This window comes from Paenibacillus shirakamiensis (genome assembly GCF_017874255.1).
GTDB lineage: Bacteria > Bacillota > Bacilli > Paenibacillales > Paenibacillaceae > Fontibacillus > Fontibacillus shirakamiensis.
The window spans coordinates 384,035-409,901 of sequence record NZ_JAGGLD010000003.1 but is presented as its reverse complement, the minus strand read 5'-3'; the positions used below and the strand labels follow the sequence as shown (position 1 = coordinate 409,901).

The window sequence follows — 25,867 nt, the reverse complement described above, 5'->3', positions numbered from 1 at the left end:
TATCCCAACTGCCCGCTAGGGCATTAAGGATAACCTTTTTGTGTCTTATATTATCGTAGGATCAATGGGTAATGATCTAAGCCGTCATTGTCTTAAGTACACCGAGAATTTCGTCCGTTGCACGCAATCCTTTTTCAGCAAAGGCAATGTTACCATCCAAGCCTATAACGTAGACGACGCGTTGTTGAGTTAAAATTCCAAGCGTTTTGCCCACGTCATAATGACTGCGAATCTGATTATCTGTATCCGATACCAGCGGGAAATCATATCCATGTTTGGCTGCGAATTTCTCGTGACTTTCTTTGGTTCCCGGATTCACGCCTAATACCAATGCGCCATAGCCACTATAAGAAGGTTCAGCATCACGTACAGCGCACAATTGTTTGGTGCAGCCTGGGGTGTCATCCATAGGGTAGAAAATTAGTACGATAGGCTGTTTGCCTATAACTTCTTGAAGATGGATATGTCCCTTTGTGCTATCCGCTTCAAAAACGGGCGCCTTACATCCTACTTTTAACATATCTAATCACGCTCCTTGAATGTAGTACTTCTTATTACCCTAATTGTAGTATGAATATCCAAAATTATCAATGCACACAATTAAATTGCTGAAAATATAAATAAAATTTTACTTACATTAATAGACAATTACATACATAATAAGTTAATCTATACATAGATTAACGATGCATAGAAATTATAGGTATTATTTCAAGGAGGAAGATGATGACAAAGATGAACAAAGAAATGTTAAAGGGCAGTACCGGAACGCTTATTCTAACCTTATTGTCTAAAGAAGCACTGTATGGCTATGAGCTGATTAAACAGTTGGAGCAACGATCTGGAGGAGTTTTTGCCTTAAAAGAAGGAACGCTGTATCCCATCTTACATACGATGGAGACGGAACAATGGGTGGAAGCGTACTGGATTGAACATGGAGGACGTAAGCGCAAATATTACCGAATTACGAAAGAGGGCTTGAAGCAATTAGATCTAAAAAAGAAGGAATGGCATGTATTCAAGACTTCTGTAGATTCTGTATTAGGTGAAGGGGGACCTGCGTAATGCCCTATCAAGATGATCGTGAAGCATTCCTAGATCAAGTATGTGCTCAGATTAGAGCTACACCGATGCACATGGATATTCGAGAAGAAATTGGTGGGCATTTTGATGAGCTAGTAGAAGTGAAATTAGCTGAGGGATGTAGTGAGGAAGAGGCCAGTATCTGGGCTAAAGCGCAGCTCGGGAGTCCAACCGAACTTGGCAGGCAGCTACATAGCATCCATAAGCCGAAGCTGAACTGGTCGATCTTAATAGCGGTCTTTGGATTGGTCACGATAGGGCTGGTGGGGCTGTGGTTCGCAGACCAATATTATAGTACTTATGAAAATTCAAATCTGAAAGAGGTTAACTTTTTTGGTCGGCAAAGCATAGGATTATTAATAGGAGTAATAGCCATGGTTATCTTGTATTTTGTTCCGTACACATGGCTTAGGAGCTACGCTTGGCATATATACGTTCTGATTAGCGTAGTGTGGATACTTACAAGAATCGAACATTTAGGAGTTAATGGTTATCCTGGCTTCATAAATCTACCCTTTATAAATTTTCCTATTCACATAGGTAGCCTAAGTGTATATCTTTATTTAAAATCTATTTCGGGTATGTACAGCAGATTTCAAATGAATAGATCAAACACAGTTTATTTTTATCTAAACATGATAAGTGTTAGTGTGTTTCCCGTTCTTTTTTTGGTAAATAGTCTTGCTTCATTAGCTATATACCTTATCGCTATAATTTGCATAAATTATTGGTATTTCCGATCCAAATGGATCGTAATTCTAGGAAGTATTATGGCCTTAGGGGGTAGTAGTCTGTATATGTATATGAATGAACGGCTAGCAAATAAATTCCTTGCTATATTTAATGTACGTAAATATGCCGAAAGCGAAGGGTATACGGTTTTCCGATATCAAGAAGCGCTAAGAAGCGCAGGATGGTGGGGTCAAGGTAACGGAACGGATCTCAAATATCTCCCATATATACATTCCGATTCAATGTTTGTCTATATCGTGTATTATTTTGGTTGGATAGTCGGAATTAGTGTCTGTCTACTCGTCTTATTTCTCGCAACGCACTTCCTTTTTACTTATAGACAGGTTCGAGATCAGTTCGGTCAATCTTTAGTTCTTATCATCTCTCTAATTCTCATTTTCAGATTAGTCTATTCTGTGCTCATGGCTCTCGGCTTAGCTCCATTCATTGGCATGAACTTTCCTTTTTTAAATTATGGTTTGTCGCAGTTAATTATTGATTTTGCAGGCGTTGGACTAATGTTAGGAATCTACCGGCGTAAGGATATAACCAGTCGACTAGTTGTCCCTATGTAGCTGATTCATTTCTCTGTAATTGTAGTATTGGAAGCAGAAATTTATATTACTTTTTCAAGCAACTAGATAAAGATAAAACAGAAAAATTTATAACATATTTTGGTCTAAAATACACAATAAGGAGCTAATTTAACATCCAGTTGCTTCCTCCAAAAACATGTATAGTAAATTAGTTAGTTATATGTTATTTTGTGAATATGGGGAAACATGAATAGATTCACAGGCCCGTTTTCACCTCTTGACTGTCACGGCTACCCATACATTTATAGTCGAAGGGATGATGTTAAGTGAAAAAGAAAATGGTAATGACGATGTTGATTTGCATGCTTGTCTTAGTTTTGGCTCCAATTGCCGCCTATGCCGCAGTGTCTTCTAACACGGCTCAAGGACAAGGCGAACTGTATGTATCAGGCTATGTTGCAAATCTTCATGGTGGTGATCTAATTCTTAAGGAAACGGCAACGGGTGCAGTTGTGTATTCTCATCATTACAATGACACGAACACAGGTTCAGTCGTAAAAGAAAATATTACGGGTTCTTTCCCGAACTTGCCAAGTGGCACCTATCAGTTAACTTGGACAGGTCCTTTGGGTGGGAGCTTTAGTATCCACTTTTAAATGTATTAGATATGAATCGTAGTCCATAGAAGCCGATGATGACATCATATTGTCGGCATGATCATAAGAAAAAAGGTGTGCTCTTGTTGTTAAACAGAGTACACCTTTTTTTGTATTCATTGGAAAGTGTGGAATAGAACGAAATTACGTAAGTGGCCATATGTAAGCGTCTTGACCTATTGAATTCATAAGGGAATATCCAAATGACTCTATTGAATTCCTTTACACGGGCAGCACTTCTTGCGACAGCTTTCGCTGAATATAACTTAGACGCCAAATGAGCAGAACAGCTGCTACGCCGAGGCCTGAGATCAGTCCCACCCAATAGCCAAAAGGACCTTGATTCGTGTAATTTGCTAATACATAACCAAGCGGGAGTCCGATGATCCAGTATGCTATAAAAGCTAGGAAGAAGGGTGAGTTCACATCCTTATATCCACGGAGTGCTCCTTGAATGGGAGTAGCTATCGCATCGGACAACTGGAAGAAGATTGCATAGATCAGAAATTGTTCAGTCATAGCAACGACTTCAGGAGCCGTGGAATACAGCGCAGCCACATTTTTAGTGAATAGCAGAAGGAAAATCGCAGTGAGTATAGATAACGCAACTGCAGATAGAACCCCCATTTTGGCATATTGTTTGGCATCTCGAAGCCGGGAAGCCCCCGTCTCAAAACCGACCAGAATAGTTAGCGACAAGCAAATACTGAGCGGAATCATATACAGGGTGGTTGCAAAATTCATCGCCGCTTGGTGAGCTGCTATCGTTACAGTATCGAACCGGCTCATCAGTAACGTTACTCCCGCAAACACAGCTGTCTCAAAGAATATGGCGAAACCAATCGGCACTCCAATTTTTAACAATTCCTTCCATTTTATAATAGAAATTTTGTAGAATTTACGAAAAATTGCATATTCTTTGAACGCTTTGAATTTATGAACAGCTACTAAAGACAGGATGAAAATACACCAATACGTAATCGCAGATCCTACGCCAGAACCGATACCTCCTAATTTAGGGAAGCCCAGTTTTCCAAAAATTAAAAGATAATTCAAGGCTACATTAATGGGGAGGGAGGTCAGCGTGATGAACATGGAGATCCGAGTATTACCCGTAGCATCTATGAACGATTTGATAACCATATAGCCGAATAGAGGAATGACACCTGTTCCAATGGCTATCAGAAATTGGTGTGCAATATAATGAACCTTAGGTTCTAAGTGCATGAGATTCAAGAGAGCATTGAGCGAGAGTCCTCCAACTACAATTACAACCAAAGATATTAGAAGGGATAACATAATACCTTGCATGACATTAAAGGCAATTTTGTCTTTGGCTCCTCGGCCAATAAGTTGAGAGATAATGGGAGTGATTCCCATGAGCACACCACTTAGACCTGTCTGCACAGGAATCCAAAGGCTAATCCCTATAGCCGCACCCGCTAGATCAGCTGGGCTAGCATGACCGGACATCATCGTATCAAAGAACGTCATTAAGGATAATGTAATTTGCGTGATTAGAATAGGGATGAGAATGCGGATAAATTGACTGGCTTTTTGCCGAGTGGTTATCGTATGTTTCATAGTTTATGAATCTCCGTTTCTTCAGACTTGCTTACAAAAAAAGAAAGCCCAGAAAACTGGGCTTTGTATAAGGGCTGTGGTGCTTATTTATAATTTACATCAGGAGTGTAACGGTTATTCGCATTCCAAAGCAGATATTCTTCAACATTCATTTCATTGAGTGCGCGTATTTGTTCTTCTACTTCAGTTTTGCCATATTTCGTATAGTGACCGCTTCCGAGCCAGCTAGCTGTGAAATCTTGAATCCAAGGACGAATGATCGGTTTTTTGTCGCCTAGAGGATCTAGTTTTTTGTGTGTGTCGACCATAGAGCCCTTGATCACTTGGTACGGCGCTCGATCGGGGTCCTTAGCTTTGAACCAACCCGTGGAGTAATGACTTGGATAGATCATCGGTGAGATGACATTTACATTGTTAGAGATCTTGACGAAATCTTGGCCAATCCCCTCCGCTGCGGGGACAGAAGCCGCATAACCAAAGATGTCTACCGATACTCGAACACCCAGCGGCTCTAACTGTTTTCGTGCATAATTAACGAATGAGGTGACGGCATCGACTCGACTCATATCGCCATTTTTGGCATATTTAAGCGTGTTAGCGCGCTTCTCAAATCCTTCTGGGAAACGCACATAGTCGAATTGGATTTCTTTGAAGCCCAGTGCAGCGGCTTCTTTGGCAATGGCGACATTGTAATCCCATACTTCTTTGCTGTAAGGACTGACGAAACTGTCACCCTTACCATTTTTCCAGAGGCTGCCGTCTTGATTCACAAAGGACAGTTCGGGATGCTTTTTAGCTAGGATGGTATCTTTAAAAACAACGACTCGTGCAATAGGATAGACTTTATGTTGTTCAAGCTTTGTCATAAGTCCTTTAATGTCTTTGATGAAAGGTTGAGGTTTACCATATTTAAGTAAGTCAGGATTAGTAGAAGGATACGTTATGTAACCAGCATCGTCTTTCAAGTCAATAACCATGGAGTTTAATTCCGTTTTGTCGACCAGATCCAGCAATTGACTCATTTTAGCTCCGCCTGCGCTGTAGGCTGTGACATAAATTCCTTTAACTTGTGGAGCATTCTGTTGAGGATCGGATTTCGTAACGGCCGTAGTTCCAGCACCAACTGGAGTAGACTGTGTAGCTTGGTACGATTGATAGGATGATTTTAAAATTCCTGAAAGTGTAGCTTTTTGATCATGTGCGGCTGCTGGTGGATGAGCACCAGAAGAAGTGCCGACGGCGAGCAATAAAAATGTCCAGAGTAAGTTCATGCATAAATCTCTCCCTTTTGTGCGTTAGCTTCAGTATAACGGAAATGGACAAGTCCGAAAAACAACAGGTTTGTCATTTTCTAAGTTGGATGGCCCACTTATCCTTTCCTCTTTAAACAAAATTGATCGTTTTCAAACGCGAATAAGCATTGTTGTTTAATGGAAAAGAAGGATGAAAAAGCAAAAGCCACATTCTCAAGGTCTGAGAAGCGGCTTAAGTTGTTCTCAATCAATTAAGAAGCCCGGAGCTTTGGTGCTCACAAATGCTGTAATGGATGATCTCTAATGCATCTTCAGGTTCGAGGACGGTGAAGCCATCTCGGAGCAGAATATTTGAATTCAGCTCATCAGGATTGAAGACCGGCATCATATCCGGGAACCACTTTAATACAATCTGTGAAAGTTTTACCGTTTCCATGTCCACAACAATCACCCTTTCCTCCCAGAATCATTCGTGTAAAAGAATCATTCGTCTTGTAGCGGGAAAGCCAGAACCTGTGAAAACAAAGGGTAAATCCTACATCACATGAATGAGCTAAAGTCACAAGCTAATCATAACACAGAACAAGGGGGGCTGCACCAGAGGCATTTAACCCCTGCGGAATGAGCCCATAACTTCTAGTGTCTCTACAATATTCACAAAAGCACCAGGGTCTGACTTGCGAATAATCTCGCGCAGTTCAGCAAGTTCATAACGAGTAGTGACAGTCATGAGCATATCCTTTTCCTTGTGGGAGAAGGCACCTTCTGTCTTAATTAGCGTGACACCCCGAGGTAGTTGCAACAACTTTTGTAAGAGATCGTCCGTATTATTAGTAATAATAAATAGGGTTACTTTGATATGACTAATATATACAAAATCGAGTACTTTACCACTAAGATAGATGGAAATCATGGAATATAAAGCTAAGTTCCAATTTCCATTCATATAACCCATAGCGACAATGACTAATGCATTTAAGGAGACGAGTACACTTCCTACAGGGAAGTCACGGTATTTAGTAATAATAGACCCCAGAATGTCAAATCCACCGGATGAACCTCCCGCTCGGAACGATATACCACTTCCCAGTCCGACAATAACACCTCCGAATACAGAAGCGAGTAGTGGATCTGTAGCGACAGGCGTGACAGGAATAACCGCAATGAGCCACGTCGTTGCAGCAACATTTAGAATGCTGAGTCCAATGAATTTTTTGCCCAAAAGAAACATACCTGCAATTAGGAGTGGGATATTATATACAAAGTATAAGGTTCCGATTTGGAAATTGGTAAAGTAGCCTGTAAGCATGGCGAGTCCAGATACACCGCCGCTTAAGAGCTGGTGTGGAACTAAAAAAAGGTTGAAACCCAAGGCGATGAGAGCAGCGCCAAAAATTACAGTTAAACATTGGCTGATAGTTTTAAACAAAGGTTTCACCTCACGTAAATGGTCTAGATGCATAACTGGTGTTCCAAGATTGTTTTGTGCTATAATGTTTTGAGATATTCTTGAGTAGGGATGGAATTCCATTTTAATGAATATATGTGTCACGGAACATGTTTCAAAAGAAACGGTAAAGTTTAGTACCGTAAGGGACAATTTCCAGCTGTTACATTCGGTCAGCTATGAAATTTTTTGACGGTATAGGACAGCCTATAAACGTTTACCGCTACTTAAGAATAACGTCAAGATTGTGGATTTGTCCACTATATAGAAGGAGCTTAAACAATTTGAGTACATTTACAGAATTTGGCCTAGAGCCGAAGGTATTACAAGCCATTACAGAACTAGGTTTCGAGGAAGCCACTCCGATTCAAGCGAAATCCATTCCTCTTGCTCTTGAAGGCAGAGATCTGATTGGTCAAGCACAGACAGGTACAGGTAAAACAGCAGCATTCGGTCTTCCACTTATTAATAAGATTGCACGTGAAGAAGAACGTATCGTCGCTTTAATTATGGCTCCAACTCGGGAACTTGCGATTCAAGTTGCTGAAGAGATCGGCAAATTGTCCCGCTTCAAAGGTATTCGTTCCCTTCCAATCTATGGCGGTCAAGATATTGTTCGTCAGATTCGTGCCTTGAAAAAGAAACCACAAATCATCATCGGTACACCAGGTCGTCTCCTTGACCACATTAACCGCAAAACCATTAAGCTTGATGATGTTCAGACTGTAATCCTCGATGAAGCGGATGAAATGCTGGATATGGGCTTCATGGAAGATATCCAATCCATTCTGAAGCTTGTCCCCGAAGAACGTCAAACTATGCTTTTCTCAGCAACAATGCCTACCAACATCCAAAAGTTGGCTCAACAATTCCTTAAAAATCCTGAGCATATCTCAGTAATTCCAAAACAAGTTAGTGCACCACTGATTGACCAAGCTTACTTTGAAGTTCATGAGCGTCAAAAATTTGATGCACTGAGCCGTTTGCTTGATATGGAATCTCCAGAACTTGCTATCGTATTCGGTCGTACAAAACGTCGTGTAGATGAATTGGCAGAAGCTTTGTCCAAGCGTGGATATTCTGCAGATGGTCTTCATGGTGACTTGTCACAAAACCAACGGGATGCAGTAATGCGTAAGTTCCGTGATGGAAGTATCGATGTTCTCGTAGCGACAGATGTTGCTGCGCGTGGTCTCGATGTATCCGGCGTAACTCACGTTGTGAACTTTGACCTTCCACAAGATCCTGAAAGCTATGTACACCGTATTGGTCGTACAGGACGTGCGGGTAAAGAGGGAGCAGCTTATTCCTTCGTTACACCACGTGAGATGGATCACTTACACTTTATTGAGCGTGTTACACGTCACCGTATTACTCGTAAGCCGCTTCCAAGTATTGCTGAAGCGATTGAAGGCAAACAACGCATCACTGCAGAGCGTCTAATTGAGCTTGTAGACAGTGGTGACCTTAATGAATACAAAGGCATTGCGATTCAATTGTTGGAACAATATGATTCTGTGAACTTGCTCTCTGCAGCACTTAAGCTCGTGACTGGTGATAAGAATGAAGGGTCCAACATTGAATTGACTCCAGAAGAACCAATTCGTGTGAAACGTCGTAAGCCAGACATTCGCTCCAATGGCCGCAAGCCATCAGGTAGCTATGGCAGCAACCGTAGTGGAAGCAGCAATGGCAGCAGTGGTGGTGGATCATACCGCCGCGAAGGTAGTAGCAGCAGTAGCAACCGTAGCGGTAGCAGCAGTTATGGTAGTGGCAAAGGCGGTTACAATAACAGTGGTTATAATAGCCGTGGAGAAGGCACTCGTGACTACAGAGCGTCTGATCGCAAACCTCGTACTGGTGGTAGCAGCGAGCGTCGTCCATCTTCAACACGTACCGATAACTAAAATGAACATCGAAGAAGACGAAGTGAAGTTCACTTCGTCTTCTTTGTTCTGTCATGTGTACCATCTTAGAGAAATGTTCTGCTAATGATGACCAAAAGAATGAACAGAACTAGTATTGCACCTGTTGAAGTCCAAGCGCCGTATCCTCCACCTGCATAGGACATGAGGTTTCCTCCTTTGGTAAATCGAAGTTTATCAGTTACGAGGTAGTTTATGGATGTGTGCTGTGTTCTGACTAGACAATAACCTAGAACGTTCATAAATAGGCGCTGGAATCAAGGTCTTGAATGGAGTATAGTTAAACTACATATACATGCGTTACTCAGAGGGGGAGACAAATTGGAAAATAAAGGCCTGATGGGCGGTTTATACAAAATTACAGAATGGATTACCAGGATATTTGTAAGCAACTTGTTATGGTTGGTGTGTTCCATACCATTTTTATTTATTGGATTTACCAAGTTGTTACTGCTCGCGCAATCACCAAATCAAACCGAGAATTTAACATTATGGCTCATGGCAATTTTGGCACCGTTTACACTATTCCCAGCGACGGCTGCTTTGTTTGCATTAACTAGGAAGTGGATAATGGGAGATCCAGATGTGCCTATCTTTAAAACATATTTTAAAGCGTACAAAGAGAATTACAAATATAGTATGATTGGCGGTGTGTTCTATACACTCCTCACTGTAATTATGATTATAGATTACAAAGTGTATATGACACAGTTGAACAATACCCAAGTGATTGGCATGGTTATGCTTGTCTTTTTACTTCTTATTTTGGTATCCATGTTCAACTTCTTCTCCACCTTAGTTCATTATCACATGACAATTGTACAAGTAATCAAAAATTCAATTTTGCTGACCTTGGTGCGGCCTTTCCGAGTATTTTCAACGGTCCTCATCGTTATAGTACTGGGTATGATCACTTATAGATTTCCCGTCTTTATTGTAGTTGGCTTTGCGAGTCTCACTGCGTGTGTGGCCTTCTTTAATTTCTACGGGACGTACATGAAGATGCAATTAAAAGCCGAGCAACTTAGAGAAGCCAGAGAAGCAGGGTTGTCAGATACAGAAGATAAGGGAACGGTGAAATAAAAAAATAATTCCCAACAATTTCTAACTTACACCGAGTTTACAATTGTAAATGGAGCTACTATAATAACAATACATCCTGCGATGTGCGTTGCGGTTATTCATTGTTTTGAACCAATGATGATGTTCCGGGAGAACAAATTGAAGCGCTACTGATAAGCCCTATCTATAGGATATGGGGACATCACAATCGCTTTTGAGATCACCCACCTGCCAATGCAGGTTCTAAGACAAGGTGACCGGACGGCATAAGCGGGATTAACAATTACATCTGAGCGTCTGTTATGAATTCTGTTCATAATAGGCGCTTTTTTGTTATGTACACATTAATTATTTAAAACATAGTTGACAAGTTGGAATTATCGGAATAAAATTAATTCGCATTCATCTAAATATTGGAAAATAAGTAATATACATTATGGTGTTACATACTGGGGTGGAAGATTTGCAGTTGGATTTTGATTTTATGAAAAGAAGCCTCCCGCTTTATTACGAAGCGATGTGTCTTACTCTTCAATTGGCAGGCCTTTCCATAGTGTGCTCACTTTTTGTGGGTCTTATCTTGAGTATTGCCCTACACTTTAAATGGAAGGGAATATCGTTAATTATTCAGGCTTATATTGAGCTATCGAGGAATACCCCTTTGTTAGTTCAACTCTATTTTTTGTATTACGGCTTGCCTAAGATTGGATTGCCTCTCAGTGAGATGTCTTGCGCTATTATCGGGCTTACTTTTTTGGGAGGAAGCTATATGACGGAGGCTTTTCGCAGCGGATTTGAATCTGTGGGGAGAATTCAACTGGAGTCGGGATTAAGTATCGGTCTATCCAGAGCTCAATTAATTAGGCATGTTATTCTTCCGCAAGCTTTTTCCACAAGTATTCCTTCTCTCTCGGCCAATGCCATTTTTCTTCTTAAAGAGACTTCTATTGTAGGGGCGATATCTTTAATGGATCTGATGAACGTGGCCAAAGATCTCATTGGGATGGAATATAAGTCAACAGAAGCGTTATTGTTGCTGGTTTTGGCTTACTTGATCCTTCTATTACCTTTATCTATGGGGCTAACCTGGTTAGAAAGGAGGATCCGATTTGCAGAGTTTGGGCGTTGAGGTATTGTTTGAAGGCTCCAATTTTGAACGATTGCTAGGTGGACTAGGGGTGACTATCACAATAGCATTTAGCTCTATAATTTTTAGTACGCTGAGCGGAGGGATCATGGGGTTACTGCGTACTTCGGCACCCGCAATCATTCGTTTGCTGCTTAGGGTATACCTTGAAATGTTCAGAATTATACCAATTTTGGTCTGGTTATGGGTTGTGCATTTTGGGCTAACGCCAGCGCTCCAGATCGAGGTAAGTGGTGAGTTCACTTCGATAGTTGTCTTCAGTCTATGGGGAGCCGCCGAAGTGGGAGATTTAGTCCGTGGAGCTTTGGAATCTCTACCTAGACATCAAGTGGAGACAGGGAAAGCTCTGGGGTTCAGTTATATGCAGTTGTACCGCTATATTTTAATTCCCCAGGCTGTGCGACGCGTGCTCCCAGGCATGATTAATCTCGCTACTCGAATGATCAAGACGACGTCCCTTGTGGTACTTATCGGCGTTATTGAGGTCGTCAAAATTGGCCAGCAAATTATAGAAATCGGTGTAATTAAAGCACCTAATGCATCGTTTTGGGTGTATGGTTTCATCTTTATTCTATATTTTATTATCTGCTATCCCTTGTCTAGACTAGCTAAGAAATATGAACTTAAATGGCACAGCTTATGAAGGAGGGCGTAAAAGGCATTGGAACACAGCGAAAATATTTTACTTGAAGTTAAAGGGCTCGAAAAATATTATGGCGATACCCCCGTCCTTCGTCAGATTAATTTGACGGTGCATAAAGGTGAAGTGGTCGTAGTGCTTGGACCTTCGGGCTGTGGGAAAAGTACATTACTTCGATGTATGAACGGATTAGAAGAGATACAGCATGGGGACATCAGCTACCAAGGTCATTCCTTGACGAAGGGGAAGACGGTATGGAGAGAGATACGTCAACACATTGGAATGGTGTTTCAGAATTATGAGCTTTTTCCGCATCTGACAGTAATGGATAATATTTTACTCGGACCTCTGAAGGTGCAGCGAAGAGAGAAGCAAGAGGCGAGGGCTCACGCGGAAGAATTGTTAACACGAGTCGGATTGCTGAATCGTAAATCGGCGTATCCTAGAGAATTATCTGGAGGGCAAAAACAACGAATTGCGATTGTCCGTGCGTTATGCATGAAGCCTGAAATGATGCTGTTTGACGAAGTTACGGCTTCGCTTGATCCCGAGATGGTAAGAGAAGTGTTAGATGTCATCTTAGGATTGGCGAGGCAAGGTATGACCATGATCATTGTGACTCACGAAATGGGATTTGCCAGATCCGTAGGTGACCGAATTGTGTTTATGGATCAAGGGTTCATTTGCGAAGAAACAACGCCGGAACTTTTTTTTACGAATCCTACAACGGAGCGAGCGAAGCAATTTTTAGATATTTTTCAATATTAATACGTAGATTGGGGAGATAGGAATTATGAAGAAGTTAGTCAGTCGGATGTCAATCATTATGGCAAGTGTAGTGTTAATGGTGAGCTTCACCGCATGTGGGAGTAACAAAGATAGTGGTGGAGGAACGAAGTCAAGCTCGGGAAAATTTGCTTCCATAGAGGAACTGAAGCAGAAAGGGAAGATCCGAATTGGTGTATTTGCGGATAAACCTCCCTTTGGTTACGTAGATTCTAGCGGCAAAAATCAAGGTTTTGACGTCTATATTGCTAGGAGATTTGCGAAAGATCTATTAGGGGATGAGTCGAAAGTTGAATTTGTACTGGTAGATGCAGCTAGCCGTGTGGCCTACCTAGAATCCAATAAAGTAGATATCATTATGGCTAATTTCACGGTTACGGATGAACGTAAACAAAAAGTGGATTTTGCCAATCCTTATATGAAAGTAAGCTTTGGCATTGTATCGCCAGATAAAGCACCGATTACTTCGATTGATCAATTGAAAGCTGACGGGAAGAAGCTGATTGTTGCCAAAGGAACAACGGCCGAGACCTATTTTACCAAAAACAATCCCGATATCAAGTTGCTGAAATTCGATCAGTACACCGAGGTTTTTGCTGCATTGAAAGATGGCCGGGGTGCTGCGATTGCTAACGATAACACGGAAGTGATTGCTTGGGCTAAATCCAATCCAGGGTTTACCGTCACCATTCCCGAATTCGGTGGTCAAGATACCATAGCTCCCGCAGTCGCTAAAGGGAACACGGCACTTAAGGACTGGATTAATACGGAGCTTGAAACATTGGGCAAAGAAAAATTTATTCATCAGGCTTACAAGGAGACGTTAAATAAAGTCTATGGTGAAGGATTTACCGATTCCTTAGTCATCGAAGGTGGAAAAGCACAATAAGTCGTCCTATCGAGCACTCCTTCTGATTATGGAGGTGAGTGCTCTTTTACAATCCTGGATCATCTTAGCATACGGTTCTGTTCATGGGACGAAGGGGAGAGGCTTCCTTTTGTTTGGGGGCTAACAATGGTACACTATAGGTATCGAAAACCCTTTAATGATGATTATTGTCCCGGGATGTGGAGGAGGAAATACATATGTCACTTAAAAGAAATATAGCTGGAGTATTACGCAGTCAAGAAGCAAGTAGTGATCGTCCTAAAATGCCTGAACTCAAAACCAGATATTATCAGTTATCCCGTGAAAAAGCTTGGGAAGAAGTATCCTCAACACTAAAAAAGGTGCCAGGATACAAGCTGCTTCATGAAGTGCCTTCTGTTGGAGAAGTGTTGCTTGAAAAGCGTAGTTCTTTTGGCCGAATGATGGATATTACAGTATCTGTGATTGCTGCGGGCCCGACCCGAACGGCTGTAGATATTTATTCAGCTTCTCGGGGTTCCATGGGAGATTTAGGTTCGAACTATCGCAATATTGTTCAATTATTCGGCGTGCTGGACAAGAAACTTAGCCAATACAAAACAACAGAATCCTAGATTATTTCTTTATACGAAACATACATCAATAATGAAAATAAAGTATCAATAATGAAGCATCAATAATGAAACGTACATCAATAAGGCCGGGGAGCTGTCTCCCCGGCCTTATATTGAACATTATGATGGATTAGAGAAGCTCTTTTACTGCTTCCAAAGCTTTATCGTAGTTCGGGTGCTCTGTCATTTCGTTCAAATATTCCACGTAACGAATTGTGTTATCTGCATCTACGACAAAGATAGAACGGTAGTCCAATCTGAACTCTTTGATCAACACGCCATAAGCTTCTCCGAATGAGTTATCTTTGTAGTCAGAAAGCGTAATAACGCCTTCAATACCGGAAGCGCCGCACCAGCGAGCTTGAGCAAAGGGAAGATCTGCACTCACTGTAAGGATAGTAACTTTATCCCCAAGACGATCGGCTTCTTCGTTGAAACGGCGAGTCTGAGCGTCACATACACCTGTATCAAGGGAAGGGACTACACTGATGAGTTTGATTTTGCCCGCATAATCTTGAAGGGTAACCGTCTCCACAAGATTTTTGTTCAATGTGAAATCAGGAGCCGTATCGCCAACTTTTAATTCAGGACCTAAAAGTGTGATCGGATTGCCTTTGAATGTAGCGACTTCTTTACGTTCTTGTGCCAAATGAATCTCCTCCTTATTTGGTGTTACATACCAAAAACCATTATAATCTTTTACAAAAGGGCTTGTCCATTGTTCGGAATCAATTGGCTAAAGGATGATGTGAATTTATGATTTTTATTCGTTATGAAAATTGGAGAAGTTATGTTCGTTCGTACCCCGTTACTTCGCTTATTCTCGTTCTTAACCTGGTGATGTATTTACTTGTTCTACTGGATGGAGGGGATCTACTCAAGTATGGAGCTGTGACGAATGGGGATGAATATGCTAATCAATCTTGGCGACACGTAGCCTCCATATTTTTGCACAGTGGATTCGAACATTTGTTATTTAATTGCTTCGCTATCTTAGTCTTTACCCCGCCATTGGAGCGCCTGCTTGGCTGGTGGAGATATGCGATACTGTATCTGGCTAGCGGTGTTATTGGCAATATATTAAGTGTGGCGATGAGTAATCATAATATGGACCTGCTACTCACTGTGGGGGCTTCGGGTTCCATCTATGGAGTCTATGGAGCTTTTCTGTACATTGCCTTTTTTCAGCGTTCTCTCATGGATGAGTCTTCTCGCAAGACGTTATATGCCATTTTAATAGTTGGAATTGTCTTCTCAATCACGATGAGCAGCGTGAACTGGGTGGCGCATTTTGGGGGATTAATAGGTGGATTCTTTATCTATGGGTTACTTGTTCGATTGACCCCGTCCAGGCGAAAAGAATATAAATAGGCAGTTAAGTTTAGGAGTAGGTTGAAGTAAGAATGGAGCGATAAAAAGAGTGGAGCTTAGACAACTTTTATATTTTGTGAAAGTCGCTCAGCGAGAACATGTAACCCAAGCTGCTGAAGAACTTCATGTGGCACAATCTGCGGTGAGCCGTCAGATTCATCAACTCGAGGAAGAGTTGGGAGTGGATTTATTTATTCAAAAGGGAAGAAATGTTCATTTGACGGCCGTAGGGCAACTGTTCTGTAGTCGAATTGAGACTATCCTCAAAGATTTGGATCGTGCAGTGGATGAGGTGCATGAATTTTTAGATCCGGAATTAGGCGAAATTCGGCTAGGTTTCCCTCATAGCTTAGGGAGTCATCTCATACCGAGCCTTGTGGCCGAATTTCGTAAACGCTATCCTAATGTCAAATTCCGGTTCAAGCAAGGGATGTTCCCCTCGCTCATTCGTGATGTAGTCAGTGCTGAAGTGGATCTTGCTTTTATCTCTCCCTTTCCAGAGAGTCATGAACATGTTGAAGGAAATCTTATGCTGACCGAGGAACTAGTGGCGATTGTACCCTCGGCTCATCCTCTGGCTGGAGAAGAGACAATTCATCTGAATCAGCTAAAAGACGAACCATTTATTCTTTTTAGTGAAGGATATTCATTAAGGCCGATTGTATGGAAAGCGTGTATTGAGGCGGGCTTTACGCCCAAAATTGCATTTGAAAGTGAAGAGACAGATACAATACGCGGACTTGTAGCTGCAGGGATGGGCGTAAGCATATTACCTGAGATGGCCTTATACGAGACCAATCATCGCTTGCAGCCTGCAAGAGTTCACATCGCGGCGCCGAAAATCACAAGAACTATTGGCCTCATTCATCGTTCGGATGACAAACTTCCTCTTGTTGCTCAATCCTTTAGAAATTTTTTGTTGGAGTATTTCAAGGTTCATGGAGATAGCAGGAATGAATTCAAATAAGGATATGGAAATATAAAATGATGTAGAAATATAAAATGATATGGATATATAAAAAGAACACTCACCTGTAATAAGGTAGAGTGTTCTTTTTTCTTTTTATATTAGGCTAATTTTATTAATCGCGATTGTTAGTGAAGATGAGAATGTAGCGAATCAGTTCCAATAAAGAAACTAAAGCAGCAGCTACATAAGTAAGTGCAGCAGCATTTAAGACTTTAGCTACACCGCGTTCCTCTTCATTCGTAATATAACCTTCAGACACCATGACTTCACGGGCGCGGTTACTGGCATTAAATTCTACAGGTAGTGTAATCAATTGAAATGCTACAGCTACGGAGAAAAAGATAATACCTAGTCCTATTAGGTTGTTGAAGCTAAAGATGAAGCCTGCAAGCAACATGAAGGGAGCAATACCTGAAGCGAAATTCACTACAGGGAAGATACGGTGACGAAGCACTAACATCGGATAATGTTCTTTATGCTGTATCGCATGACCCACTTCGTGACAAGCCACAGCGAGAGCCGAAATTGTATTTTCATAATAGACAGGTTCAGATAACCTCACGACACGGTGAATGGGGTCATAATGGTCAGTCAGGCTTCCACGCACAGGTTCAACAGGTACATCGTGGAGTCCATTGGTATCGAGCATATGTCTTGCGGCTTCTTGCCCCGTCATGCCCCGATAATTTTGAACCTTGGTCCATTTGTTAAAGGTACCTTTAACTCTAAATTGAGCCCATAAGGATAAGATGAACGCCGCGATAATTAATATATACATACCACCAAAATACATAGTACACTCCTCCAGCCGTAAGTTTTAAGTAAAAGGTCCATGATTGAGAAGAATACGGATGGCTTCGATGCAAGCAAGGCTCTGGGGCACCAAGTGGGTATAGGCGCGATTGGCTTGGCCGGGCTTCAGTTGTGAGATAATCGGTTCAAGTTCTTTCACTTCCCGCTCAAGCTGCTGCATATGCATTTCCAAGGCGCTTAGTTTGTTAGTGACGTCGGTTTCGTCAGTAACATCATTCCAAAGTTCAAGCTTCGCTCGTATTTCTTCCAACGTATATTTCTCTTGTTTCATCTGATTAATACGTTCGAGCCTGTTCAAGGTTTCAGAAGAATAGAGCCTGTAGTTCTTTTGTGTGCGTGTCTCCGGAATGATCAAGGACATTTTTGTGTAATAATCGATAGTCCGTTCACTTACACCGGCAATTTTGGCAAGTTCGCCTATGCGGTACAGCTTCATATCCTCCAATACAATCATTCCTCCCCTATATTCCATTCCTATATCTCTATTTACACCTTATAAAAGGTATGATACACGATTCTAAAGTATACAGTCAAACGTCATACTTTCATAAGGTAGAATAATATAAAAAATATAAGATAATACATTACATTTCATGTTATATAAACTATTTTATTAGATATTTAATGAAAAATATATTGTCATTCAAGAATAATCCAGCGTATAATCACATTAATCAGAGAAACTATGTTAGATAATATGACATTGGGAGTGTGTTGTTAATGAAGAGATCGTGGATAGTCGGCCTGATTACCTTGTTTTTGGTTTTAGCTTTTCCAGTATCCGCATTTGCGGCGAATGAAGTAACGACACCTGTGCTACAGGTGGGACTTAATACCTTATTCGTATTCTTAGCAGCACTGCTCGTATTTTTCATGCAAGCTGGATTTGCACTTCTTGAAGCAGGATCCGTTCGGATGAAGAATGCCGGACATGTTGCAGGCAAAACTGTACTTACGTTGGGTATTTCTGTAATTGCTTTCTGGGCTGCTGGCTTTGCCCTTGGATTCGGGAACGGGAATAGCTTCTGGGGAACGACAGGGTTCTTATTCAGCGGAGATGATGCAGCGGCATCCTTCAGGTCATTAGCTTTTTCTGATGTCTCATTAAATGTGAAATTTTTATTCCAGCTTTCATTTGCTGCGGTATCGCTCGCTATTGCTTGCGGCGGGATGGCTGAAAGAGCGAAGCTGAGCGTGTATATAATTTTTGGAACGATCTTTATCGTCTTCATCTATCCAATTGTTGCTCATTGGGTATGGGGTGGTGGCTGGTTAGGAAGCTTGGGTATGCAGGATTACGCGGGTTCTACGGTAGTCCATTTAACTGGTGCTACAGCGGCATTAGCAGCGACAATTCTTCTTAGACCTCGTCTAGGCAAATATAATAAGGAAGGTAAACCTAATGTAATCTCTGGTCATAATCAAGTGTTGACCGTATTAGGTGTCATTATTATCTGGATCGGATGGTTTGGTTTCAATCCGGGAAGTGCTTTGACTCCACTTGGGAATGGGTTCTTTGGTTATGTTGCGCTTACTACGAACATTGCCGCCGCTGCCGGAGCCCTTGCCGCATTATTCATCTCCTGGGCTGTTGCAGGGAAGTCCGATATTCAAAGCATGCTTAATGGGGTATTAGCAGCATTCGTAGCGATTACGGGATCTTGCGCATTTGTTACTCCTTGGGCTGCCGTAATCATTGGAGCCGTAGCAGGCATTATCGCTTTCTTCACTGGAAAGTGGTTAGAACGCGCGGGAATTGATGATCCGATCTCTGCTTTCTCTGTTCATGGTCTGGCGGGTGTATGGGGAGCGCTGTCGACAGGCTTATTCGCTACCCCAGAATTAGTAGCTACTACAGGTGTAGGCAAGGCGGGATTGTTCTATGGAGGAGGCTTAGGCCAATTAGGCATTCAGGCTATTGGCGTACTCGGTACTTTTGCATTTGTATTTGTCGTGTCCTTCTTAGTAATTGGGGCTATGAAGTATATCATCGGGATTCGTGTAACTGAAGAAGAAGAAATGATGGGGCTGGATATTAGTGAGCATGGGACCTATGGCTATCCTGAACAAATGAGTCTTATTCAGCATCAAGCATCAAAGTCGACACAACGTATGTAACTTACTTACTATAGAATCCAACAAAGAGAGGGGAACAAGATCATGTCTGAAGTAACCGTGAAGGATATTCATTATACAGGCATTCGATCGGCTTCCTCTCCCCGTTCATTGCGAGCAGCCCGGATGAAAGAACAAAATGAACTGCTTAAACTACGAAATAGGATGCCAGTGCTAGAGTGGAACCGAGCGGTCAATCAAATGCATGATGAGGTAATGAATCGAGCGGTATATCTTTCGGAGATGATGATGGAAGCCGAGGGGTTCGGTCAACCGCCAACTTCATACGCCTTTGTTGTATTTGGTAGTGCAGGCCGCTCTGAACAGACCCTCTGGAGTGATCAAGACAATGGGTTAATTATTGGGGATAGTGGAGGGCGAGATCTTGCGCCATATTTTGATGTTTTTGCTGAGCGGCTGGTAAGGATACTTGAAAAGTCTGGGTATCCTCCGTGCCCAGGACAGGTCATGGCAATTAATCCGATGTGGCGAAAAGATATAGCGGGTTGGAGACAGCAATTACAAGGATGGCGTAATAGTTTGCAGTGGGAAGCGGTTAGATATTTAACTATTGCTTCCGATCTTAGACATATTGCAGGCGATGCTATGCTAAGTGCTGCTTGGTCTGATCACTTCTTGAGGATAATGGAACAAAGCGATGAACTTACAGCTGGACTATTGAGAAATACGGTTCGTCACAAAGCTGGACTAAATGTACTGGGTCAGGTGATTACGGAGTCTTTTGGGGAGCATGCAGGAAGTTTCGACATGAAGTATGGTCTATATATGCCTCTTGTGAATGGAATAAGGTGTATGGCCCTCCAATATGGTCTGCGCGAGACATCCACCCTAGACCGTCTGCAAAAACTAATTCAGCTTGAAGCTGTGTCCGGGATAGAGGCTTGCCAAAGTTCCTTCGTTACGGCACTTCAATTGAGATCTATGACTTCATGGGTCAAGGAAGATGGGATGATAGAAGGCAGTTCTTACCTCAGCCCAACTATTATGAGGCAGAGAGAGACGTTACGTCTACTTCGAGGGAGTCTTGGGAATATCAAAATGTTGTATCGAACGTTACAGCGCCAGCATCGCTTTTGGGAGAGGAAGCGCAAATGAGAGAGCCAAATACAGGGAGTGGAGGTTTTTGGGGCGCATTTCGAAGCAAAAGCTTTTTTTCACATGTGAATTCATTATATGCACATCCGAGCGCGCAGCAGATTGCTTTTATCCGTTCGCTTAACAAAGGACAACGTCGTCCGGAGACACTTCATATTCCTCTCACGGAGTTACAGACAACTGTGTTTGATCTAGAGACCACGGGATTTCATGCTCAGCATGGTGATGAAATATTATCTTTTGGTGCTATAAACATGCAAGGCAGTGTGAATAAGGAACAAGAAATTCATTTGTTAAGTAGGCCTGAGCGTACAATTCCTCTTTCTATCCTAGAGCTTACAGGTATTACCCAGGAAATGGCCAGCAGTGCACCACCCATGGTAGAGGCACTGCATGGCTTTATGACTTTTGTGTCTGATCGTGTCCTCGTTGCGCATTGTAGCGGTCATGACAAAGCATTTCTGGATCAAGCGCTCTGGAAAACATCTAAGACTCGTCTTAGTCACCGAGTTCTGGATACGATGATTATTGCTACTAAGCTAAATCCAAATCTAGGAATTATGAGTTTGGATGAATGGCTGAATTTTTATCAGATTCCAATTACTCGTCGTCATAATGCGCTACAAGATGCTAAGATGACAGCAACTTTGTGGGCATGTCTATTAGAAGAACTACAGTTGAGAAATGTATTGACTTTAGGAGATTTATACATTTTCTTGAGTAAGTATTAAAGGTTCAAGATAGTATAAACTATGTGGGTTACGGTGGACCGAATAGGCGTGAATTAGCGCATCAGGTTCACCGTTTTTAGTTATAGGCGAAGCAATAAGATAAATGTGTATGAATTCTCCAAACAATTGTAATTGCATCAAATCTTCGGCTGAAGGGGTAGGCGAAGACGTAGGATGGGTATGAAATATGCCAATCAAGTGAGGATGGAAGCTACAGGATATCCACCCCGATGGGTCTAAATGAAAAGCGTGCTTGGGATTTCCGGCAGTATTGCGTATAGGCTGGAGTCGGTCAATATGTAGGACGTTGTTATCCAAATTACCCAATAGAGCTCCGCAAGCTTCATTTGGGAGTTCTCTATATAAATGGGTCACCAACTGGCGGCGTACGGATGCATTTAATGTATACATGCGATCCGATTCGAATGAAAAATTCATTACAGTCTCCTTTTTGTATCGAAAATGATGAGGTCATTGTAACAAATTATGAAATAAGGGTACAATAGGAAGGAGTGACTAGGCCTGCTTTTTAAGGGCTGTTAACAACAAGTGTAAAGGAAAGATAATTATGAAAAGAATGGGTTTGATACTCAGTGTTGTCGCTCTATTACTAGCGATTGCGCTGTATCAGAATTCGGATAAAGGAATTATGTCTTGGTGGGATCAATGGATGTCTAAGCCTAGTTCTTTAGGAGCTACGGCTTCTGCAAATAGCGGGCTTAAGATAGGCAGCGATGCTCCATCATTTTCTTTACAGGCTTTGAATGGACAGACATATTCTATAGGCGGTTCAAGGGATAAGCCGATGTTGCTCAACTTCTGGGCCTCATGGTGTGGTCCATGTCAAGAAGAAGCCCCAGATCTTGTTCGATTAAGTGATAAATACAAGCAGAATCTCGATGTGTATAGTGTAAATGTAACGATGTATGACAAGCTGAAAGATGCAAAAGAATTTGTGGATAAGTATAAGTACACGTTTCCAGTACTGCTAGACGAGAAAGCTGAGGCTTATCAACAATATAATGGGGTTGCTTTTCCAACGAATATTTTGATTGATCGCCATGGCAAAATTCAAGATGTAATTATCGGAACTTTAACCGCCAAAGATCTTGAATTCAAGCTTATGAAGCTAGTAGATAGTAAATAACTCTAACTTAACGTAGTAGGAAGTACAGAAGTGTAATCGAGTTAAAGATGCAAAACAAAGAGCCGAATCAGGAAATCCTTGATTCGGCTCTTTATTAAGTTGGTTTGGCTTTAGAATTAGTGGTTCACAATGCCGCCTCGTTCGCTAGCTACTTCATGTTGACCTTGCAATTTAGTCTGTCCGAGTAGCGTATAGCGAATACTATCCACTAAAGCTTCCCAACTGGCTTCAATCACATTGCTAGAGACGCCGACCGTATTCCAGCTCGATGTGAGGTCTCTTGTCTCGATAAGCACACGCACCTTGGATGCTGTAGCATCCATTTCATCGAGCACCCGAACTTTATAATCGGATAAATGGATGTCTTGTAGGCGTGGATAGTAATTAATCAATGCTTTTCGAAGTGCATTATCGAGGGCATTCACAGGTCCATTTCCCTCGGCTGCTGTATAGACACTCGCGCCATCTATCTTGATCTTAACGAACGCTTCAGAGACAACAGGACGTCCTGCTGTTTTTTCGACCAACATTTTGAAGGACTCAAAGACGAACAATTCTGTAATTTCTCCATTGGCTTCACGAAGTAGCAATTCCAGTGAGGCATCCGCCGCTTCGAATTGATAGCCTTGATGTTCTAAATCCTTAACTTTGGACATGACTTGCTTCGTATCCTCATGGCTAGGGTCAAAGGCAATACCCATATCCTGAGCTTTGGATACGATATTACTTTGTCCGGCAAGCTCAGATACGAGAACTCTTTGTTTATTGCCAACAGTCTCAGGAGCTACATGTTCATAAGTTCTTGAATCTCGCAGGATGGCGGATACATGAATGCCACCTTTGTGAGCAAAAGCAGAGGTACCGACATAAGGCTGATTATTTGGCATATGAACGTTAGCAATTTCACTAATATATCTAGCTGTATTGGTGAGTTGGGCCAATTTGTCAGTCTCAAGCACTTCATAACCCATCTTCAATTGTAGTGTGGGGATAATACTGCATAAATTCGCATTTCCACAGCGTTCGCCGTATCCATTGATGGTTCCTTGAATTTGCTGAGCTCCCGCCTGTACAGCACTTAGAGAATTTGCTACTGCAAGTTCGCAGTCGTTATGGGTGTGAATACCAAGCATGGCCTGCTTCACGCGTTCAGACAATACGGATACGATTCCATGAACTTCGTGAGGGAGAGTACCTCCATTGGTATCACACATGACCAACCAATCGGCTCCAGCTTCTTCCGCCTTCTTCATTACCGAGAGAGCGTATTCAGGATTGTGCTTGTAGCCATCGAAGAAATGTTCGGCATCGAAAATAACTTCAAGACCCTTCTGTTTCAAGTAGGAGATGGAGTCAAAAATCATCGCGAGGTTCTCTTCTAAGGAAGTCTGGAGAGCAGTGTGAACATGGAAATCCCAAGATTTCCCGACTAAGGTAGCCGCGTAGACACCAGAATCAATAATCCTATTCAGGTTGGCGTCCTGTGCAGCCACGCTATCTTTGCGGCGTGTACTGCCAAAAGCCGTAACTTTGGCGCGCAGTCCCAAATCTTTTACCCGTCTAAAAAATTCGATATCTTTTGTATTGCTTCCCGGAATTCCGCCTTCAATATAATGCACACCCAACTGATCAAGCTTCGTGGCGATCTTAAGCTTGTCGTCGGCAGAGAGACTGATTCCTTCGCCTTGCGTACCGTCCCGCAGAGTGGTATCGAAGATGGATAAGGCCTTTGACATGTTGGAGAATCCCCCTTCAAAAGTCGTAAAAACATCAGCATTTTTGGTATAATTAAATATTATATCATTAGTTATTTTAAATGTAACATGGTTTTCGATATTTTGCATGGGAGGATCTGGTAGAAAGGAGGGTCTCAATTTGAAAAGTGTAGATGCCCATTATCCAACGAATGGACGTGTTGTTTTACATTTAGATATGAATGCTTTTTATTGCTCTGTTCATGAGGCGGAGGAACCTCGTCTCTATCGCAATAAACCTACGGCTGTTGCAGGGAGTTCAGAGCTACGTAAAGGAATTATCGTGACCAGTTCATATACGGCACGTAGATTAGGAATTTCTACGGGGATGCAGGTGCATCAGGCCCTCCGGAAATGTCCAGACTTGATTGTCATTCCTCCTGATTTTCATTTATATCGGAAATACTCCAAAGCATTTATGGAGATTGCCTATGGGTACACACCATTACTGCAAGCTGTATCCATAGATGAATGTTATCTCGATATTACAGGTTCTAGGCAATTCGGAACACCGATGCAGATTGCCCAGGAGATCCAAGATCGGATTATGAGCGAACTTTCCCTTCCTTGCTCGATTGGGGTGGCACCGAACAAATTGTTAGCCAAGATGGCTTCAGATATGAAAAAACCGAATGGCATTACTGTTCTGCGGTTGCGGGACATTCCTAAGCTACTTTGGGATAAGCCGTGTGGAGAGCTCTTTGGTATAGGCGGAAAGACGGCGGAAAAATTGCAACGCTTACGAATCTATACTATTGGTCAGTTGGCTGCAGCCGATGAACGACTGCTGAGCGAACGATTCGGTGTGATGGGAATTTGGATGAAGCAGGCTGCGCATGGTCTAGATGATTCGCCTGTCCGAGAAGACCGAGAAAAGAACAAATCTATCGGACATACAACCACGCTTCCAAGAGATATTAGTCAAATAGAAGAAGTGCAGCGGGTGATGCTGAATCTAGCAGATCAAGTGGCACGGCGACTGAGACGTCAGCATATGATGGCTCAGACTGTTCAGATTACGATTCGAACCCCAGATATGAAGACCATTACTCGTTCTCAAACCATGACCCAAATTACGGAATCCGCCGATGAGATTTATCACGAGGCCTGCCGGCTGTATCGTAGGCATTGGAAGGAAGGAAGACCTGTACGTCTTCTTGGGATTACACTGCAAAATTTGGTGCCCAAAGAGGAGTCGGCTCTTCAGATGGATCTATTTGATTATGAGAGACAACCCAAAAAAGAAGAGCTAACTCGGACTATGGATCGAATTCGAGATAAGTTTGGTGAGAGCGCTATTCTCACTGCAGGAATGCTAGGAGATGACCCCTCTACACTCATCCGTAACCACAAAATCCGCGGTACATCACTACAAACCGATTTTCTACGAGAAGATCGGGAGGAATGAGTATTTTGTGATAATGATTATCACTTGTTGAAAGTGTGAAATTCATTGAAATTGTGGTTATATTATATTATATTGAACATGTTGGTAACCAAGCATTGGACTTGTACGG

At 42.1% G+C, this 25,867-nt stretch carries 28 protein-coding genes and 1 other RNA gene; 18 read left to right on the top strand and 11 right to left on the bottom strand.

Features of this window, described 5'->3' with window-relative positions; all coding sequences use genetic code 11:
- Positions 1-76: 76 nt before the first annotated feature.
- The gene (locus tag J2Z69_RS11400) at positions 77-520 is read right to left on the bottom strand and encodes a peroxiredoxin (RefSeq protein ID WP_209862356.1); all 444 of its coding nucleotides are present in this window, start codon (positions 518-520) and stop codon (positions 77-79) included.
- Positions 521-726: 206 nt separating this feature from the next.
- Here J2Z69_RS11400 and J2Z69_RS11395 point away from each other — a divergent pair, with 206 nt between their 5' ends.
- From J2Z69_RS11395 to J2Z69_RS11385, 3 genes are all read left to right on the top strand, one after another.
- The gene (locus tag J2Z69_RS11395; RefSeq protein WP_209862353.1) at positions 727-1,065 is read left to right on the top strand and encodes a PadR family transcriptional regulator; all 339 of its coding nucleotides are present in this window, start codon (positions 727-729) and stop codon (positions 1,063-1,065) included.
- Positions 1,065-2,390 (top strand): FtsW/RodA/SpoVE family cell cycle protein, encoded by a 1,326-nt coding sequence (locus J2Z69_RS11390; RefSeq protein ID WP_209862350.1) that lies wholly within the window; start codon positions 1,065-1,067, stop codon positions 2,388-2,390. Before J2Z69_RS11395 ends, J2Z69_RS11390 begins: the two co-directional genes overlap by 1 nt.
- A gap of 287 nt (positions 2,391-2,677) precedes the next feature.
- The gene (locus J2Z69_RS11385; RefSeq protein ID WP_209862347.1) at positions 2,678-3,007 is read left to right on the top strand and encodes a flagellar basal body-associated FliL family protein; all 330 of its coding nucleotides are present in this window, start codon (positions 2,678-2,680) and stop codon (positions 3,005-3,007) included.
- Positions 3,008-3,229: 222 nt separating this feature from the next.
- On the opposite strand, the gene J2Z69_RS11380 is transcribed toward J2Z69_RS11385, so the two are convergent.
- The 4 genes from J2Z69_RS11380 to J2Z69_RS11365 form a co-directional block, all read right to left on the bottom strand.
- Entirely contained in the window at positions 3,230-4,591 is a 1,362-nt protein-coding gene (locus J2Z69_RS11380) for an MATE family efflux transporter (RefSeq protein ID WP_209862344.1), read from the bottom strand.
- 83 nt (positions 4,592-4,674) lie between these two features.
- A complete protein-coding gene (locus J2Z69_RS11375; RefSeq protein WP_209862341.1) occupies positions 4,675-5,862 on the bottom strand; it encodes a putative glycoside hydrolase in 1,188 nt (395 codons plus the stop codon).
- Positions 5,863-6,091: 229 nt separating this feature from the next.
- Positions 6,092-6,280: a hypothetical protein gene (locus J2Z69_RS11370; protein ID WP_209862339.1), complete on the bottom strand. Its 189-nt coding sequence runs from the start codon at positions 6,278-6,280 to the stop codon at positions 6,092-6,094.
- Between the two features lie 171 nt (positions 6,281-6,451).
- Positions 6,452-7,306, bottom strand: a complete 855-nt coding sequence (locus tag J2Z69_RS11365; RefSeq protein WP_209862336.1) for a YitT family protein — start codon at positions 7,304-7,306, stop codon at positions 6,452-6,454.
- 269 nt (positions 7,307-7,575) lie between these two features.
- On the opposite strand from J2Z69_RS11365, the gene cshA reads away from it, so the two are divergent.
- On the top strand, positions 7,576-9,198 hold the full coding sequence (gene cshA / locus J2Z69_RS11360; RefSeq protein WP_209862333.1) for a degradosome RNA helicase CshA: 1,623 nt from the start codon (positions 7,576-7,578) through the stop codon (positions 9,196-9,198).
- 65 nt (positions 9,199-9,263) lie between these two features.
- On the opposite strand, the gene J2Z69_RS11355 is transcribed toward cshA, so the two are convergent.
- Positions 9,264-9,362 (bottom strand): YjcZ family sporulation protein, encoded by a 99-nt coding sequence (locus J2Z69_RS11355; RefSeq protein WP_209862331.1) that lies wholly within the window; start codon positions 9,360-9,362, stop codon positions 9,264-9,266.
- 175 nt (positions 9,363-9,537) lie between these two features.
- Here J2Z69_RS11355 and J2Z69_RS11350 point away from each other — a divergent pair, with 175 nt between their 5' ends.
- The 7 genes from J2Z69_RS11350 to J2Z69_RS11320 all read left to right on the top strand — a co-directional run bounded on the left by J2Z69_RS11350 (position 9,538) and on the right by J2Z69_RS11320 (position 14,333).
- The gene (locus J2Z69_RS11350) at positions 9,538-10,299 is read left to right on the top strand and encodes a YesL family protein (protein ID WP_209862328.1); all 762 of its coding nucleotides are present in this window, start codon (positions 9,538-9,540) and stop codon (positions 10,297-10,299) included.
- A 70-nt stretch (positions 10,300-10,369) separates the two neighbouring features.
- A non-coding RNA gene (gene ssrS, locus J2Z69_RS11345) (6S RNA) lies at positions 10,370-10,559 on the top strand.
- Positions 10,560-10,714: 155 nt separating this feature from the next.
- Positions 10,715-11,407, top strand: a complete 693-nt coding sequence (locus J2Z69_RS11340; RefSeq protein ID WP_425355001.1) for an amino acid ABC transporter permease — start codon at positions 10,715-10,717, stop codon at positions 11,405-11,407.
- Positions 11,388-12,068, top strand: a complete 681-nt coding sequence (locus J2Z69_RS11335; RefSeq protein WP_209862325.1) for an amino acid ABC transporter permease — start codon at positions 11,388-11,390, stop codon at positions 12,066-12,068. The genes J2Z69_RS11340 and J2Z69_RS11335 overlap by 20 nt, the downstream gene beginning before the upstream one ends.
- Positions 12,069-12,086: 18 nt before the next feature.
- The gene (locus J2Z69_RS11330) at positions 12,087-12,833 is read left to right on the top strand and encodes an amino acid ABC transporter ATP-binding protein (RefSeq protein ID WP_209862323.1); all 747 of its coding nucleotides are present in this window, start codon (positions 12,087-12,089) and stop codon (positions 12,831-12,833) included.
- A gap of 76 nt (positions 12,834-12,909) precedes the next feature.
- Positions 12,910-13,740, top strand: a complete 831-nt coding sequence (locus J2Z69_RS11325) for a cysteine ABC transporter substrate-binding protein (RefSeq protein ID WP_425355005.1) — start codon at positions 12,910-12,912, stop codon at positions 13,738-13,740.
- A gap of 197 nt (positions 13,741-13,937) precedes the next feature.
- The gene (locus J2Z69_RS11320; RefSeq protein WP_209862316.1) at positions 13,938-14,333 is read left to right on the top strand and encodes a DUF1499 domain-containing protein; all 396 of its coding nucleotides are present in this window, start codon (positions 13,938-13,940) and stop codon (positions 14,331-14,333) included.
- 130 nt (positions 14,334-14,463) lie between these two features.
- Here the strand turns inward: J2Z69_RS11320 and tpx are convergent, their stop codons facing one another.
- The gene (gene tpx, locus J2Z69_RS11315) at positions 14,464-14,982 is read right to left on the bottom strand and encodes a thiol peroxidase (protein ID WP_209862313.1); all 519 of its coding nucleotides are present in this window, start codon (positions 14,980-14,982) and stop codon (positions 14,464-14,466) included.
- 107 nt (positions 14,983-15,089) lie between these two features.
- Between tpx and J2Z69_RS11310 the strand changes: the two genes are divergently transcribed.
- Both J2Z69_RS11310 and gltC read left to right on the top strand, forming a co-directional pair.
- On the top strand, positions 15,090-15,704 hold the full coding sequence (locus J2Z69_RS11310; protein ID WP_209862310.1) for a rhomboid family intramembrane serine protease: 615 nt from the start codon (positions 15,090-15,092) through the stop codon (positions 15,702-15,704).
- A 49-nt stretch (positions 15,705-15,753) separates the two neighbouring features.
- Positions 15,754-16,671: a glutamate biosynthesis transcriptional regulator GltC gene (gene gltC, locus J2Z69_RS11305; RefSeq protein WP_209862307.1), complete on the top strand. Its 918-nt coding sequence runs from the start codon at positions 15,754-15,756 to the stop codon at positions 16,669-16,671.
- A 115-nt stretch (positions 16,672-16,786) separates the two neighbouring features.
- On the opposite strand, the gene J2Z69_RS11300 is transcribed toward gltC, so the two are convergent.
- Both J2Z69_RS11300 and J2Z69_RS11295 read right to left on the bottom strand, forming a co-directional pair.
- Positions 16,787-17,467: a zinc metallopeptidase gene (locus J2Z69_RS11300; protein WP_209862304.1), complete on the bottom strand. Its 681-nt coding sequence runs from the start codon at positions 17,465-17,467 to the stop codon at positions 16,787-16,789.
- Positions 17,468-17,491: 24 nt separating this feature from the next.
- Positions 17,492-17,941, bottom strand: coding sequence for a MerR family transcriptional regulator (locus J2Z69_RS11295; RefSeq protein ID WP_425355000.1), 450 nt, complete (start codon positions 17,939-17,941; stop codon positions 17,492-17,494).
- A gap of 266 nt (positions 17,942-18,207) precedes the next feature.
- Between J2Z69_RS11295 and J2Z69_RS11290 the strand changes: the two genes are divergently transcribed.
- The 3 genes from J2Z69_RS11290 to J2Z69_RS11280 are packed head-to-tail and all read left to right on the top strand — an operon-like array spanning position 18,208 to position 21,449.
- Positions 18,208-19,605: an ammonium transporter gene (locus J2Z69_RS11290; protein WP_209862301.1), complete on the top strand. Its 1,398-nt coding sequence runs from the start codon at positions 18,208-18,210 to the stop codon at positions 19,603-19,605.
- Positions 19,606-19,647: 42 nt separating this feature from the next.
- Complete coding sequence (locus tag J2Z69_RS11285; protein ID WP_209862298.1) at positions 19,648-20,718, top strand: DUF294 nucleotidyltransferase-like domain-containing protein; 1,071 nt, start codon at positions 19,648-19,650, stop codon at positions 20,716-20,718.
- A complete protein-coding gene (locus J2Z69_RS11280; protein WP_209862295.1) occupies positions 20,715-21,449 on the top strand; it encodes an exonuclease domain-containing protein in 735 nt (244 codons plus the stop codon). The genes J2Z69_RS11285 and J2Z69_RS11280 overlap by 4 nt, the downstream gene beginning before the upstream one ends.
- On the opposite strand, the gene J2Z69_RS11275 is transcribed toward J2Z69_RS11280, so the two are convergent.
- The gene (locus tag J2Z69_RS11275; protein WP_209862293.1) at positions 21,423-21,887 is read right to left on the bottom strand and encodes a M67 family metallopeptidase; all 465 of its coding nucleotides are present in this window, start codon (positions 21,885-21,887) and stop codon (positions 21,423-21,425) included. The two genes, J2Z69_RS11280 and J2Z69_RS11275, sit on opposite strands and share 27 nt — an antisense overlap.
- 130 nt (positions 21,888-22,017) lie before the next feature.
- Here J2Z69_RS11275 and J2Z69_RS11270 point away from each other — a divergent pair, with 130 nt between their 5' ends.
- Entirely contained in the window at positions 22,018-22,596 is a 579-nt protein-coding gene (locus J2Z69_RS11270) for a TlpA family protein disulfide reductase (RefSeq protein ID WP_209862290.1), read from the top strand.
- 116 nt (positions 22,597-22,712) lie between these two features.
- On the opposite strand, the gene cimA is transcribed toward J2Z69_RS11270, so the two are convergent.
- Positions 22,713-24,332 (bottom strand): citramalate synthase, encoded by a 1,620-nt coding sequence (gene cimA / locus J2Z69_RS11265; RefSeq protein ID WP_209862287.1) that lies wholly within the window; start codon positions 24,330-24,332, stop codon positions 22,713-22,715.
- A 139-nt stretch (positions 24,333-24,471) separates the two neighbouring features.
- Between cimA and J2Z69_RS11260 the strand changes: the two genes are divergently transcribed.
- Positions 24,472-25,758, top strand: coding sequence for a DNA polymerase IV (locus J2Z69_RS11260; protein WP_209862284.1), 1,287 nt, complete (start codon positions 24,472-24,474; stop codon positions 25,756-25,758).
- Positions 25,759-25,867 lie beyond the last annotated feature (109 nt).

Excerpts from the sequence above, each read along its gene's own strand:
- J2Z69_RS11400 (WP_209862356.1), bottom strand. The coding sequence starts at position 520 with ATGTTAAAAGTAGGATGTAAGGCGCCCGTTTTTGAAGCGGATAGCACA.
- J2Z69_RS11395 (WP_209862353.1), top strand. The coding sequence starts at position 727 with ATGACAAAGATGAACAAAGAAATGTTAAAGGGCAGTACCGGAACGCTT.
- J2Z69_RS11390 (WP_209862350.1), top strand. The coding sequence starts at position 1,065 with ATGCCCTATCAAGATGATCGTGAAGCATTCCTAGATCAAGTATGTGCT.
- J2Z69_RS11380 (WP_209862344.1), bottom strand. The coding sequence starts at position 4,591 with ATGAAACATACGATAACCACTCGGCAAAAAGCCAGTCAATTTATCCGC.
- J2Z69_RS11375 (WP_209862341.1), bottom strand. The coding sequence starts at position 5,862 with ATGAACTTACTCTGGACATTTTTATTGCTCGCCGTCGGCACTTCTTCT.
- J2Z69_RS11370 (WP_209862339.1), bottom strand. The coding sequence starts at position 6,280 with ATGGAAACGGTAAAACTTTCACAGATTGTATTAAAGTGGTTCCCGGAT.
- J2Z69_RS11365 (WP_209862336.1), bottom strand. The coding sequence starts at position 7,306 with ATGCATCTAGACCATTTACGTGAGGTGAAACCTTTGTTTAAAACTATC.
- J2Z69_RS11355 (WP_209862331.1), bottom strand. The coding sequence starts at position 9,362 with ATGTCCTATGCAGGTGGAGGATACGGCGCTTGGACTTCAACAGGTGCA.
- J2Z69_RS11340 (WP_425355001.1), top strand. The coding sequence starts at position 10,715 with ATGGTGTTACATACTGGGGTGGAAGATTTGCAGTTGGATTTTGATTTT.
- J2Z69_RS11325 (WP_425355005.1), top strand. The coding sequence starts at position 12,910 with ATGGTGAGCTTCACCGCATGTGGGAGTAACAAAGATAGTGGTGGAGGA.
- J2Z69_RS11320 (WP_209862316.1), top strand. The coding sequence starts at position 13,938 with ATGTCACTTAAAAGAAATATAGCTGGAGTATTACGCAGTCAAGAAGCA.
- J2Z69_RS11310 (WP_209862310.1), top strand. The coding sequence starts at position 15,090 with ATGATTTTTATTCGTTATGAAAATTGGAGAAGTTATGTTCGTTCGTAC.
- J2Z69_RS11300 (WP_209862304.1), bottom strand. The coding sequence starts at position 17,467 with ATGTATTTTGGTGGTATGTATATATTAATTATCGCGGCGTTCATCTTA.
- J2Z69_RS11295 (WP_425355000.1), bottom strand. The coding sequence starts at position 17,941 with ATGATTGTATTGGAGGATATGAAGCTGTACCGCATAGGCGAACTTGCC.
- J2Z69_RS11290 (WP_209862301.1), top strand. The coding sequence starts at position 18,208 with ATGAAGAGATCGTGGATAGTCGGCCTGATTACCTTGTTTTTGGTTTTA.
- J2Z69_RS11285 (WP_209862298.1), top strand. The coding sequence starts at position 19,648 with ATGTCTGAAGTAACCGTGAAGGATATTCATTATACAGGCATTCGATCG.
- J2Z69_RS11280 (WP_209862295.1), top strand. The coding sequence starts at position 20,715 with ATGAGAGAGCCAAATACAGGGAGTGGAGGTTTTTGGGGCGCATTTCGA.
- J2Z69_RS11275 (WP_209862293.1), bottom strand. The coding sequence starts at position 21,887 with ATGAATTTTTCATTCGAATCGGATCGCATGTATACATTAAATGCATCC.
- J2Z69_RS11270 (WP_209862290.1), top strand. The coding sequence starts at position 22,018 with ATGAAAAGAATGGGTTTGATACTCAGTGTTGTCGCTCTATTACTAGCG.
- cimA (WP_209862287.1), bottom strand. The coding sequence starts at position 24,332 with ATGTCAAAGGCCTTATCCATCTTCGATACCACTCTGCGGGACGGTACG.